The sequence below is a fragment of the Pseudomonas kulmbachensis genome (genome assembly GCF_963681935.1).
Lineage (GTDB): Bacteria > Pseudomonadota > Gammaproteobacteria > Pseudomonadales > Pseudomonadaceae > Aquipseudomonas > Aquipseudomonas kulmbachensis.
In genome coordinates this window covers 717,178-730,214 of record NZ_OY817088.1, presented here as the reverse complement: position 1 = coordinate 730,214, position 13,037 = coordinate 717,178, and the positions used below count along the sequence as shown (strand labels likewise).

At 59.0% G+C, this 13,037-nt stretch carries 11 protein-coding genes; 6 read left to right on the top strand and 5 right to left on the bottom strand.

The window, feature by feature from the left end; translation table 11 throughout:
• Positions 1 to 13 precede the first annotated feature (13 nt).
• On the top strand, positions 14 to 913 hold the full coding sequence (locus U5A05_RS03515; RefSeq protein ID WP_261740828.1) for a cation diffusion facilitator family transporter: 900 nt from the start codon (positions 14 to 16) through the stop codon (positions 911 to 913).
• Here the strand turns inward: U5A05_RS03515 and U5A05_RS03510 are convergent.
• Positions 907 to 1,998, bottom strand: coding sequence for a DUF6515 family protein (locus tag U5A05_RS03510; protein WP_321835760.1), 1,092 nt, complete (start codon positions 1,996 to 1,998; stop codon positions 907 to 909). The two genes, U5A05_RS03515 and U5A05_RS03510, sit on opposite strands and share 7 nt — an antisense overlap.
• A gap of 424 nt (positions 1,999 to 2,422) precedes the next feature.
• On the opposite strand from U5A05_RS03510, the gene U5A05_RS03505 reads away from it, so the two are divergent.
• Together U5A05_RS03505 and U5A05_RS03500 are read left to right on the top strand one after the other, a co-directional pair.
• Positions 2,423 to 2,902, top strand: a complete 480-nt coding sequence (locus U5A05_RS03505) for an Lrp/AsnC family transcriptional regulator (protein ID WP_455567034.1) — start codon at positions 2,423 to 2,425, stop codon at positions 2,900 to 2,902.
• A 252-nt stretch (positions 2,903 to 3,154) separates the two neighbouring features.
• On the top strand, positions 3,155 to 3,364 hold the full coding sequence (locus U5A05_RS03500; protein ID WP_261740825.1) for a DUF2788 domain-containing protein: 210 nt from the start codon (positions 3,155 to 3,157) through the stop codon (positions 3,362 to 3,364).
• Here U5A05_RS03500 and U5A05_RS03495 read toward each other — a convergent pair.
• The 4 genes from U5A05_RS03495 to U5A05_RS03480 form a co-directional block, all read right to left on the bottom strand.
• Positions 3,359 to 3,925 carry a pseudouridine synthase gene (locus U5A05_RS03495; RefSeq protein WP_261742364.1) on the bottom strand — a complete coding sequence of 189 codons (567 nt, stop codon included), beginning with the start codon at positions 3,923 to 3,925 and terminating at the stop codon, positions 3,359 to 3,361. The two genes, U5A05_RS03500 and U5A05_RS03495, sit on opposite strands and share 6 nt — an antisense overlap.
• 143 nt (positions 3,926 to 4,068) lie before the next feature.
• The gene (gene amn, locus U5A05_RS03490) at positions 4,069 to 5,541 is read right to left on the bottom strand and encodes an AMP nucleosidase (protein WP_261740824.1); all 1,473 of its coding nucleotides are present in this window, start codon (positions 5,539 to 5,541) and stop codon (positions 4,069 to 4,071) included.
• 240 nt (positions 5,542 to 5,781) lie between these two features.
• The gene (locus U5A05_RS03485; protein ID WP_261740823.1) at positions 5,782 to 7,431 is read right to left on the bottom strand and encodes an acyl-CoA dehydrogenase family protein; all 1,650 of its coding nucleotides are present in this window, start codon (positions 7,429 to 7,431) and stop codon (positions 5,782 to 5,784) included.
• 74 nt (positions 7,432 to 7,505) lie between these two features.
• Complete coding sequence (locus tag U5A05_RS03480) at positions 7,506 to 9,893, bottom strand: hybrid sensor histidine kinase/response regulator (protein WP_321835757.1); 2,388 nt, start codon at positions 9,891 to 9,893, stop codon at positions 7,506 to 7,508.
• A 286-nt stretch (positions 9,894 to 10,179) separates the two neighbouring features.
• On the opposite strand from U5A05_RS03480, the gene U5A05_RS03475 reads away from it, so the two are divergent.
• From U5A05_RS03475 to hemL, 3 genes are read left to right on the top strand one after another with little or no spacing between them, the layout of a single operon-like run.
• Positions 10,180 to 10,977: a hydroxymethylpyrimidine/phosphomethylpyrimidine kinase gene (locus U5A05_RS03475; RefSeq protein ID WP_261740821.1), complete on the top strand. Its 798-nt coding sequence runs from the start codon at positions 10,180 to 10,182 to the stop codon at positions 10,975 to 10,977.
• Positions 10,978 to 10,994: 17 nt separating this feature from the next.
• On the top strand, positions 10,995 to 11,618 hold the full coding sequence (gene thiE, locus U5A05_RS03470; RefSeq protein WP_261740820.1) for a thiamine phosphate synthase: 624 nt from the start codon (positions 10,995 to 10,997) through the stop codon (positions 11,616 to 11,618).
• A gap of 31 nt (positions 11,619 to 11,649) precedes the next feature.
• Positions 11,650 to 12,933 carry a glutamate-1-semialdehyde 2,1-aminomutase gene (gene hemL / locus U5A05_RS03465; protein ID WP_321835754.1) on the top strand — a complete coding sequence of 428 codons (1,284 nt, stop codon included), beginning with the start codon at positions 11,650 to 11,652 and terminating at the stop codon, positions 12,931 to 12,933.
• The last annotated feature ends 104 nt before the right edge of the window (positions 12,934 to 13,037 follow it).

The following is a 13,037-nucleotide window of genomic DNA, read 5'->3' as shown; positions in this document are numbered from 1 at the left end:
AAAAGGAAGCTCTATGACCAGCAGCCCGGAACACGCTCGCCTGTTACGTCTGGCCACCCGCGCGTCGGTGGCGGTGGCGGGTCTGTTAATCGTGACCAAGGCCGTCGCCTGGTGGCTCAGCGGTTCGATCAGCATGCTCGCCGGCCTGACCGACTCGCTGCTTGATGGCGTGACTTCGTTTCTCAACTTGCTGGCCGTGCATTACGCGCTGCGCCCCGCCGATGAAGATCACCGCTACGGCCACGGCAAGGCCGAATCGCTGGCGGGCATGGCGCAAGCGCTGTTTATCGGTGTGAGTGCGGTGTTGATTGCCTTTCAGGCTTTCGAACGACTGAAAAACCCCGAGCCTGTGGGTGCGCCCTGGATCGGGATCGGCGTCATCGTATTTTCGCTGGTGATGACCGTGGCATTGCTGGTGCTGCAACATCGGGTGATCAAGGCCACGGGCTCAAACGCAGTGCGCGCAGACTCGCTGCATTACCGCTCGGACTTGATGCTCAATGGCAGTATTTTGGTGGCACTGGTATTGGCCAGTGTGGGTTTCCCGCAACTCGATGCATGGTTTGGTCTGGGAATCGCGGTGTATATCCTCTGGAGCGCCATCCAGATTGCCCGTGAGAGTTTTGCGGTATTGATGGACGAAGAGTTACCGAGCAACGTCAGCGATGACATGCTGAAGCTGGCCTGTGGGGTGCCCGGCGTGCTCGGCGCTCACGACCTGCGCACACGTATCTCGGGCAACATCTGGTTTGTGCAGTTGCACCTTGAACTGCCAGGTGAGCTGACGTTGTCGGCGGCCCACACCATTTGTGACCGTGCCGCCGAAGCCATTGCAAAGGTCTACCCTCGGGCCGAGGTGCTGGTGCACGCCGACCCGCAGGAAGTGGTCAAACCCCAACCCGCCCCTCAATAATTGACCTGATACCCGCGGCTGTTCAGGCAGTTGCCTTGCGCCTGCCGGTAGGTTTGCACCACCGTCGGTGAAGGTGCATAGGTCACTTTGGCCGGGTCAAAGCCGCTTTGAGTCACAGCCCAGCGATAACATTCGTAGCCATCCTGACTGACTTGCGCAGGGCTTTGGCCGTTCGCCGGGTAGGCCACGACGTCATAGCCGTTGCTCACAGGTTGCGGGGCTGCAGCCGGGGGCTGGACCACAATGTAATCCTGAGTCGCGGGCTGATACTCGTAATAGGCGCCAGCGGCCAGAAACATCAGGGTGCTGCCGATCCACAGTTCTTGTGCATAGTCGGGCAAATACCCTACGCGAATCCCGTACGGTGGCTGAACCACGATGTAACGAGGCCCTTGTGGACGATACCAGTAGCCGCCTGAAAAGAAGTAATTCTGACCACGATAAGGCACTTGCCAGTGCCGATCGGGGAACCGGTCGACCATATAGCCCGGGCGATATTTCGGCCCTGAACCCCAGCCATTGCCATGTCCGGACGGACGACCGGCCCAGCGCTGGTCATTGGGATGGCTGTTATTGGCTCCCTGGTTGTAACCCGGTCTTGGGCCTGGCGTTGGGCTAGGAGTTGAACCACCGCCATGCCAATTCTGATTGCCGCCGCGGTTCGGGGCTTCGGTTTGCTGCACGGCACTGGGACGAGGCTGGATTGGCAGGTTATTGACCGGTGGGGCCGGATGGCCCTGGCCATTTACCTCCTGATGCGCACGCCCCTGCCATTGCCCAGCTGGCGGTTCGCTACGCACAGGGTTGGGCTGAATGTGCTCTACACGCGGTTGATTATGCTCCACAGCAGGCTGAACATGTTCTCTGCCAGGCTGGTTGCCGGGGTTGCCTTGCGGGCGGCCCTGTTCACGCTCCGGGCGCGGCTGGTTATTACCACCCTGCCCTTGCGGCCCATGTTGCTGCCCGTTATTAGGGTGAGCGTGAACCGGGTTCTGCTCACCTCGCGGCTCTTCGGCCAGCACCTGGCCACTGACACTCACAAAGAGCAAGCCAACTGTAGCCAAACGCCAGATACGCGATTTCATGCTGATTCTCACTGCGAGATAGGGCCTAAATATAAGACTGGAAATTCGAGAACCGGTTCTACGCCAAGCACGCTGCAACGCAACTTATTTTTGGCAGACGAAAAAAAGGGCGACCCGTCGGTCGCCCTTTGCTTCTTCAAAAAATTTCGTCCTGGCTCAACACTTGTGATGTTGGCTCACCTCGCGCCGTCTTCTGGACAGTGCGTAGCCCGGGGGCCGGGGCAACCCTATGGGGTTGGCGGCCGCGGCTGGCCTGATTCGGCGGGCCGCTGTGGACTCTATGTCCGGGCAGTGATTCTGGTAATAAGAATAGGCCTGAGGCCGCAGCAGGCGATTGCGAAGATTGCTGGATAAAACATCACTTGCGCAATTTTTGACTTAAGGTGGATACTTTCACGCAATAGTTATGACAAAGGGTAACTTCGTGAGCAAACTCGACCGGTACGACCTGAGCATTTTGGCGGAATTGCAGCGTGACGCACGCATCTCTAACCAGGAACTGGCCGAGCGTATTGGCCTGTCGCCTTCCCCCTGCTCACGCCGTGTCAAACAGCTTGAGGATGACGGCTACATCACCCGTCAGGTGGCGCTACTCGACCGCAAGCTGCTGGGCTTAAGCCTGACGGCCTACGTATTGATCGGCATGGACCGACACACGCCAGAGCGTTTCGAGAATTTTGAAGCCTGTATCCGCAACCTGCCGCAAGTGCTGGAGTGCAGCCTGGTGACCGGCATGGACGCGGACTATCAGTTGAAAGTGGTGGTAGCCGACATGGACCACTACCAAAAACTGCTGCTGGGCGAACTGACCCGCATTGAAGGCGTGACCAGCGTGCGCTCGAGCTTTGTGCTCAATCAGGTACTCAACAGCACCGAGCTGCCGTTGACTCATCTGCGAACCTGACAAACCTGTAGCAGCTGCCGAAGGAACGAGGCTGCGTTCGATGGCGAAGCCATCGTAAGATCAGAGTGCGCGGTATAACTGAAAAATCGCGTGTGCTGATTTTACGACTGCTTCGCAGCCGAACGCAGCCTTCGTTCCTCGGCAGCTGCTACAAGTTATGCGAACCCCTATCACCCTCCAGATCAATATCTGCCCGCACTCACTGGCGTATACTCCCCCGGCCTTTACCCCCGATGACGCTGGAGAACACTGATGGATCCTGCCGTACTTGAAGAATGGATGATGACGATTCTGGTCAGCGTGCTGATCATTTTCATGGCCTTTATCGTCTGGGATCTGGCGAAAAAGTCCAAAGCCGGGCGCTTCGGCTCATTTATTCTGTTTTTCGTACTGGGCCTGGGCGTAGCTGCGTTCATCATCAAAAGCGTGGTCATCGCACTGATCGAGTCCGGCGCGCTATAGCCGCGCAGGCACTTCCTTGTATTGCCCCTGCTCAAGCCCTTCAATCGACCAGTCACCAATGCGTACTCGCACCAGACGCAGGGTCGGCAGCCCTACAGCTGCGGTCATGCGCCGCACCTGACGATTACGCCCTTCGCGAATCACCAGTTCCAGCCACGACGTCGGAATGCTTTTGCGAAAGCGCACGGGCGGATTGCGCGGCCAGAGCTGCGGCTCTTCAAGAGCACGGGCTTGTGCGGGCAGGGTCTTGCCATCATTGAGCTCTACACCGTCGCGCAACTGCTGCAGCTGTTCTGGCGTGGGCTCGCCTTCCACTTGTACCCAGTAGGTCTTGGGCAGCTTGTGCTTGGGATCGGCAATCCGCGCTTGCAACTGGCCATCGTTGGTCAGCAGCAGCAAGCCTTCACTGTCCCTGTCCAGACGCCCGGCCGGGTAAATTCCCGGAATCGGGATAAAGTCCTTGAGCGTCGCCCGCCCACCTTCGTCGCTGAACTGGGTCAGTACATCAAAGGGCTTATTGAATAGATACAGCTTGGGATCAGACGGTGGCGCCTTGGCCACACGGCGACTGGCAGCTTGAGGTGTCGGACTTTTCGATGCCGGACGGCGTGGGGCGGGACGAACAGGACGGGACATGGCAAAAAGGACATCTAACGATCAGGGCCTGTAATGCTAGTGCCCTGATCGCTAAATGACCATGTCTATCAACGGAACGGTGGTTCGTCGAAGCTGCGCAATTTGCGCGAGTGCAGAGAGTTGAGCTGACTGCGCATCAAATCCACGGCGGCAATACCGATTTTCAAGTGCTGGCTCACGGCCCGCTCATAGAAGGCATTGGCCGAACCCGGCAGTTTGATTTCGCTGTGCAGCGGTTTGTCCGATACGCACAGCAACGTGCCATACGGCACACGCAACCGATAACCCTGAGCGGCAATGGTGCCGCTTTCCATATCCACGGCTACGGCACGGGACAGATTGATCAGCGGACGTTCCTGAGCCCAGCGCAGCTCCCAGTTACGATCGTCATAGGTCAGTACGGTGCCGGTGCGCAGGCGCTTTTTCAGCTCATCGCCACGTTCGCCAGTGACCTGTGCGGCAGCTTCCTGCAACGCCAGTTGCACTTCAGCCAAGGCCGGGATCGGAATATTCGGCGGTACAACCCGGTCGAGAATCCCGTCACGACGCATGTATGCGTGGGCCAACACGTAATCACCGATGGTTTGCGACTGGCGCAGGCCGCCGCAGTGACCAATCATCAGCCAGCAATGCGGACGCAGCACGGCCAGGTGATCGGTGATGTTTTTCGCGTTGGACGGGCCGACACCGATGTTCACCAGAGTCACGCCATGACCATCGTTGGCCTGCAAGTGATACGCCGGCATCTGGTAGCGGTGCCACACCACACCGGCCGCAATGGCCTGGGCCTCGCCGTAGTCCATCGACTTTTCGATGATCACGTTACCCGGCATCACCATGCGCACAAAGCGCGGGTCATCACGCAGTTGCTCAAGGCCATGGAGGATGAACTGGTCAACATAGCGGTGGTAGTTGGTCAGCAGAATCCACGGCTGCACATGGCGCCAGTCACTGCCGGTGTAGTGCACCAGACGGCGCAGCGAAAAGTCGACCCGTGCCGCGTCGAACAGCGCCAGCGGCAACGGATCGGTGTTTTCCCAGTCGTACAGGCCATCGGCAATGCCGTCGGTGGCGGCGGACAAGTCGGTACTCGGGAACACACGCGCCAAGGCCGCAGCGGTCACACCGGAGCCGGCAAGTTCATCGCCTTGTTCAACCACATAGGGGTACGGGATATTTTGCTGGCTGACACCGACCTCCACCTCAACGGTGAAGTCGCGCATCAACGGCACCAACTGCTCCAACAAATAGTTACGGAAGGAGGCGGGATGAGTGACGGTGACGCTGTAGGTTCCCGGCAGTTGGACCTTGGCATAAGCGCGAGTGATAGTCGGCACGTCGCCATGACTACGGTAGGTCAAACGCAGTTCCGGGTAGCGAAACAGTGCGCGTTCCTGTGCAGAGGGTTCAGCTCGATCCTTGAGATAACGCTTGAGCGCCTGACTCAAGGCCGTAGTTGCGCGCTCGTGCAAGGCAGCAAGGCGGTCGACGGCCTCTTCAGCGGTGGAAACGACAATAAAAGCTTCAGTCACGGTAAGCATCCTGTCTTCTGAACGGGCAGGCCTTTATCTTGCCTGCATCGCAAAGCAAAGCACAGCGGCTACAACAACTAGAAACTGCGTAGCAGCTGCCGAGGAACGACGACTGCGTCCGGCGGCGAAGCCGTCGTAAAACCTGAACACTCAATAATTCTGATACACCGAGGCGCTTGATTTGCGACGACTGCGTCGTCGAACGCAGCCGTCGTTCCTCGGCAGCTGCTACGAAACTCTGCAGTTATTTCAAATAACCTGAGGGGTTGAGCGAGCAACGATCACCGCCACATTCACCCCCCGTGGCAAGGTGCCATAGACCCGGCCGCTGCCTTGCAGGCGACTGGCGATAAAGGCGTCGCTCACATCGCTATTACCTGCCTCCAGCAGCAGCTTTGCCTGTAGGCCCAAGGCGATGTGTTCAGTCAGTTGCCGCGCACGGTATTGAATGTCATCCGTGTCTTTAAACGCAGCGTGAAGCTGCGCAATGTGCTGCGCCAAATGCCTGTCGCCATGCCCGTCGCCCAATTCGGCAAACAAGGCATCGAGTACGCCCGGTTCCTTGGACAAGGCGCGCAGCACGTCCAGGCACTGCACATTGCCCGAACCCTCCCACGTCGAGTTCACAGGGGCCTCGCGATACAGGCGCGGCAGGATGCTGTCTTCCACATACCCGGCACCGCCCATGCATTCGGCCGCTTCGTTGATCATTGCCGGGGCCCGCTTGCAGATCCAGTACTTGCCCACTGCCGTCACCAGCCTTGAAAACCGGACTTCTTGCGGGTCATCCAGATGGTCCAGCGCGCGGCCCATACGCAGGCTCAGGGCCAGTGCGGCCTCACTTTCCAGAGCGAGATCGGCCAATACGTTTTGCATCAACGGCTGGTCTGCCAACACCCGCCCACCTACAAGACGATGAGCACAGTGATGGCTGGCTTGGGTCAATGCCTGACGCATCAGAGCGCTGGAGCCGACCATGCAATCGAAGCGGGTCATGGCAACCATTTCAATAATCGTCGGTATGCCGCGCCCTTCTTCACCGATCATCCAGGCCAGCGCCCCACGAAACTCGACCTCACTGGAAGCGTTGGAACTGTTGCCCAGTTTGTTTTTCAGGCGCTGGATATAGAGCTCGTTGCGGCTACCGTCCGGGCGATGGCGCGGCAGCAAAAAACAGCTCAGGCCCTTGTCGGTTTGCGCCAAGGTCAAAAAGCCATCGCTCATCGGTGCCGAGCAAAACCATTTGTGCCCCAGCAGTTCATAAGCTTGCCCCGGTCCCTTTGCCCCCACCGGGTAGGCCCGCGTGGTATTGGCCCGCACGTCGGTGCCGCCCTGTTTTTCGGTCATGGCCATGCCGAGGGTGACTCCGGCTTTTTGGCTGATGTCGACATTACGCGGGTCGTATTGGGTGGCAAGAACCTTGGGCAGCCACACCTCGGCAATTTCCGGTTGCAGGCGCAAGGCGGGAACACTGGCGAAGGTCATGGTCAAGGGGCAACCGCTGCCCGCTTCGGCCTGGCTGTGCAGATAGGTCATTGCCGCACGAGCAACATGGGCGCCGGGTTGCGGGTCGGTCCAGGGCAAGGACGGCAAGCCGTGTTCAATCGCGGTGCGCATCAGCTCGTGATAAGCCGGGTGAAACTCCACCAGATCGATCCGATGACCGTAACGGTCATGACTGACAAACTGCGGTTTGTTTTCATTGGCCAAAAAACCCGCAGCCATCAACGGGCCGCCCGCCAGTGCCCCGTAGTGATCAATCCGCGGCTGCGCCCAACCGGCTCCAAAATGCTGGCTCCAGTACTGCAACGGCAAGTCGATGCGGAACAGGTTCGCGCCGTCCAGCGACGGCGGCTGATTGGTCACCTGGTGGGTTTCAGCGTATTGATGCAGGTTCATTGCGCGGGCTCCAGTGGATCATGCCAATAAGCCAGTGAAGCACGCATCTACGTCTAAACAAGTGGCATAACCGCCTAAAATTCGGCGCCTTTGTCACTTTCTTGCAGCAACAGTCGCTGTGACAAGGTGTGTTGCAGCTCTTCAAAACGCAGCGGTTTGAGCAAGTAATCGGTGATGCCATCAACTTGCTCACGGGCTTGGCGAGCCTGGGCTTCAGAGTCGAACAGCGCCAGCACCGGCAACTGCGCGCACGCAGCCAGAGTCAGCAACTGATTGCCCATCGAGGTGCCCGATACCTGAGCCAGCGGGCACGCCAACAACACCGCATCCACCCGCTCGCGGCGCAGGGTTTCGATCGCCGCCTGCCCAGAGTCAACACTGAGCACGCGGTAACCCAACTTGAGCAACATGCCGCGCACCATTACAGGATTATCGGGATCCTCGACCAGCAGAACGACATACTCACCCGGCGCTCGGCTGAGCACCGAAGCGGTAACCAACTCCGGCAGGGGCTTCGGGGTTTGAGTCACTGAATCAAGCTCCAGCAACAGCTGGAACTGGGAGCCCTGCCCCGGCTGCGAATGATGGGTCAAGCGCCCGCCAAGCAGCTCCACCAGGCGTCGGCAAATCGCCAGACCGATGCCCAAGCCACCGTACTCGCGGGTCATGGAGCCATCGACCTGAAAGAAGTGCTGATACAGCTCGGCTTCCTCCTGGTGAACAAAACCGATGCCGCTGTCGATTACATTGAAGGCCAGCGCCCAACGTCCCGATTCTGCGAGCTTGCCGGTGACACGCAAAATCACGCCCCCTTCACAGGTGAACTTGACGGCGTTATCCAGCAAGCACTCAAGGCACTGACGAATTTTCTCGGCATCGCCTACCAATTTATCTGGCAAGTTGCGCGTTATTTCATACGAGAATTCCAGCCCTTTGCCACGTGCAGCTGGCCCGAACTGATCGTCCAGGCCCTGCAGCAGCTCATTCAGACTAAACGGGCGAGGACGCGCAGTCAGGCGACCCGCTTGCAGTTCTGTCAGGGCCAGAATGCCATTGACCATGTGCATCATTTCTCGCGCAGAGCCTTCAGCAGTCTGGGTGTACTGCTCAAGCTCTGGCCCCATGTCCAGGGTTTTGATCAACTCCAGGGAGCCAATCACACCGTTCATCGGGGTGCGCAGCTCATGGGTAACGGTCGCCAGAAATTCGTCTTTAAGCTGGTTGGTCCGAGCCAGTTGCTGGTTCATGGCCGCCAGCTTTTGCCCGGACTCTTGCAGCGTGCGCGCCTGCAGGTCGCGCATGGCATTGATACGGTCGGCAAGCGCCAGCGACAGCAGTCCCACTTCAATCGCCGAGCCGATCTGGCTGGCATACATGGTCAGGAACACGTTTGGCAGGTAGCCCAGCACCATCAGCGTATTGACCAGACCACCGAGCAAAAACGCCGACCAGGCAATCACGAAATAGCGCGCAACGCGCAGGCCCCGAACCCAGGCCACCACCCCGGCAGTGAAAATGGTAACGATAAACGCCAGCGCCAGGCCTGTGGCCAGACGCAACGACACGGCATAGCTGGTGGTCAGTGCAAGCACCATGACCAGCGCGCCCACTGCCATCAGCAGTATCAGGGCACGGTCAAGCCAGCGACTGTGGGAAGCGGTGTGCAAAAAGGTACGGGCGAACTGGCAGCCGAAGAACGCCGATGCACCAATTAAAAATGGCGTGGACGCATTGGCCCACCACGGGTTGTTCGGCCAGAAGTACTGCACCGCCGCGCCATTGACCGACAGCTGATACAAACCGAATGAGGCGATATAGAAGATGTAGTAGAGGTAACTGGTGTCACGCACGCTGAGGTAAATAAACAGGTTGTAAACCAGCATCCCCAGCAACACGCCATAGATCAGGCCCAGGATGTAAATCCGCACGGGCTGCTGTTCGAGGTATGACTGAGCAGACCACAGCGTTAATGGCGCCTGAACCGAGCCCTGGCTGGCCAATCGCAGATACACCGTCTGGCGTTGTCCGGGACTGAAGTCGAGTTCAAACAGGTAGTTATTTTCTTTGATCGAGCGACGGTCAAAAGGCAGCGCATCGCCCGTGTGCTCGGCCAGCCGATAGCTACCTGCGGCATCCGCCAGGTACAACTCGATGGAATCCAGCGGCGGGTAGGCCAGTTCCAGCAGCCAGGTGCGTTGCACTTTCGGGTCTTGCGGCTGGTAGCGCAAATCCACTTTGACCCAGAAGGCCGAGTGCGAATAGCCCTCGTTCAGCGTGTCTTTAGTGTGTGGTTTGAACAGCTCGTCGCGGGCCGTGACATCGGCCAGAGTAGCCTTGCCACCTATGTCTTCGAACACCTGCATCACGCGGCCCAAGGGCAGGCTTTGTGTGGTTTCGTCAAAAGCGACTGCGCTGGCCAGCATCGGTAGCCAGCCCAACAACATCATCAGCAAATAGCGCATACAGCCCCAACGTGGTTCAGTCGATCACGTGTGCAGCCTCATATTCCCTCTGAGACCACGGCGACCGAATGACCTGTTATTAATTTGCAGTCACTTTAACATAGCCATTAATGGCACATACACAGTACGTACAATATCAACTAAAAGGCTCTAGATAGGGCATTACAGCGAAGAACACGAGATTGGCTGGATAACAATTTCGGGGCAATCAAGCACTTATAAACAACATATAGAGCAATACGGACCAAGCGCCCCAAAAAACCGTTTGGTGGTAAGCTCGCGCACCATGAATATCTACAGTTCTCGCCCCGTTGTCCTCTGTCTCTCCGGCCATGACCCCAGTGGTGGTGCCGGCTTGCAGGCAGATATCGAAGCCCTGCTGGCTCAAGGTTGTCACGCCGCCCCGGTAGTGACCGCCCTGACAGTGCAGAACACTGTCAATGTCAGCGATTTCCGCGTGCTGGATCGTGAGTGGGTACTGGCGCAAGCCGATGCCGTGCTCAGCGACTCCACCGTTGCGGCGGTCAAGCTGGGCATGCTCGGCTCACTGGAGATGGTCGACACCGTGGTCGAACTGCTTCAGGCCCACCCGCACCTGCCAATGGTCTGCGACCCCGTGTTGCGCGCGGGCGGTGGCGGACGGCTAGGCAAGGACGAAGTGGGCTACGCCATGCGCGAACGCCTGCTGCCGCTGGCAACCATTGCCACCCCCAACCTTCCCGAAGCCCGCATCCTGGCCGAGCTGCCCGATGGCAGCGCCGATGAGTGCGCAGAAAAACTCCTGCCTTTTTGCCAGCACCTGCTGATCACCGGCGGTCACGGCGATGAACACGAAGTGCATAACCGCTTGTACAGCCGCGACGGTAGCCGCCATACCTTTACCTGCCATCGCTTGCCTGGCAGCTACCACGGCTCGGGCTGTACCCTGGCCAGCGCTTTGGCCGGACGATTGGCCATTGGTGAAGAACTGGTCAGCGCCGTGCAAACCGCGCTTAATTACACGTGGCGTACCCTGCGCGATGCCGAGCAACTAGGGCAAGGCCAATTTGTGCCGCGCCGATTGCCGCTGGACTTCTGCTCGTAACGAATGAGGCATGACCCATGACACTGCGCGGCCTGTACGCAATCACTGATAGCCAATTGCTCGCGGGCAAACTGCTGCCCTTTGTTGAGGCGGCCCTCGATGGTGGCCTGACGCTGTTGCAATATCGCGACAAAAGCAGCGATGACGCCCGCCGCCTGCGCGAAGCCGAAGCCTTGCGCGGTTTGTGCGAGCGCTACAAGGCGCACTTGATCATCAACGACGATGCCGAACTGGCCGCGCGCCTGGGTGTTGGCGTCCACCTTGGGCAAACCGATGGCCCGTTGACCCCGGCCCGGGCACTGCTTGGGCGCCATGCCATTATTGGTTCGACCTGCCACAGCCAGATTGAGCTGGCCGAGCAGGCCGCCAAGGAAGGCGCCAGTTATGTCGCCTTTGGCCGGTTCTTCAACTCCAGCACCAAACCCGGCGCCCCTACCGCGACCCTGGATGTGCTGGACCAGGCACGGGCCCGTCTCAGCCTGCCAATTTGCGTGATTGGCGGCATAACCCTGGATAACGCCGCGCCACTGGTTGCCCACGGTGCAGATCTGCTGGCCGTGGTACATGGCCTGTTTGGCGCCGAAAGTGCCCAGGAAGTTACTCGACGCGCCAAGGCATTCAACACCTTGCTGTCTATTTAAATACCGAATCCTGATTCAGAGAGAGCCCAGCATGTCTCGTTCCGAAACCCTGTTTGCCAATGCCCAGAAACACATCCCCGGCGGCGTGAACTCGCCTGTGCGTGCTTTCAAGAGCGTGGGCGGCACCCCGCTGTTCTTCAAACATGCCGAAGGCGCCTACGTAACCGACGAAGACAACAAGCGTTATGTGGATTACGTAGGCTCGTGGGGCCCGATGATTTTGGGTCACAGCCATCCAGAGGTGCTGGACGCCGTGCGAGCGCAACTGGAGCACGGCTTGTCGTACGGCGCCCCGACCGCCATGGAAACCGAGATGGCCGACCTGGTATGCGCCATTGTGCCGTCGATGGAAATGGTGCGCATGGTCAGCTCCGGCACTGAAGCCACCATGAGTGCTATCCGTCTGGCCCGTGGTTTCACCGGTCGCGACAACATCCTCAAGTTTGAAGGTTGCTACCACGGCCACTCCGACAGCCTGCTGGTCAAGGCCGGCTCCGGCCTGCTGACTCAAGGCGTGCCAAGCTCAGCCGGGGTTCCAGCTGATTTCGCCAAACACACCCTGACCTCTGCGTTCAACGATATCGACGCGGTTGAAAAACTGCTGGGCGAAGTCGGCGACACCGTGGCCTGCATCATCGTCGAGCCGGTGGCCGGCAACATGAACTGTGTACCACCGGCGCCGGGCTTCCTTGAGGGCCTGCGCAGCCTGTGCGACAAGCACGGCGTGGTGCTGATTTTTGACGAAGTGATGACCGGTTTCCGTGTTGCCCTCGGCGGTGCTCAAGCCCACTACGGCGTAACCCCGGACCTGAGCACTTTCGGCAAGATCATTGGCGGCGGCATGCCGGTCGGCTGCTTTGGCGGCAAGCGCGAAATCATGCAGCACATTGCGCCACTGGGCCCGGTCTACCAGGCAGGCACGCTCTCCGGCAACCCGTTGGCAATGGCGGCAGGCTTGACCACCTTGCGCCTGATCAGCCGCCCGGGCTTCCACGCCGAGCTGAGCGACTACACCACACGCTTGCTGGATGGCTTGCAACAACGCGCCGATGCTGCCGGCATTCCATTCGTCACCACCCAGGCTGGCGGCATGTTCGGCCTGTACTTCAGCGGCGCGGATGACATCGTCACCTTCGATGACGTGATGGCCAGCGATGCCAACCTCTTCAAGCGCTTCTTCCATCTGATGCTTGACGGTGGCGTGTACCTGGCACCAAGTGCCTTTGAAGCCGGTTTCACCTCGATCGCCCACGGCGAAACCGAGCTGCAACTGACCTTGGACGCTGCAGAGCGCGCATTTGCCGCACTGAAGTGACCAACAAAAACGGCAAGGGTTAATGCCCTTGCCGGTTTTTATGCCCGTAATGACCTGATCTTTTACCCCGCCCGTCCAAAATCGTCTTAAATCAATGGATATCG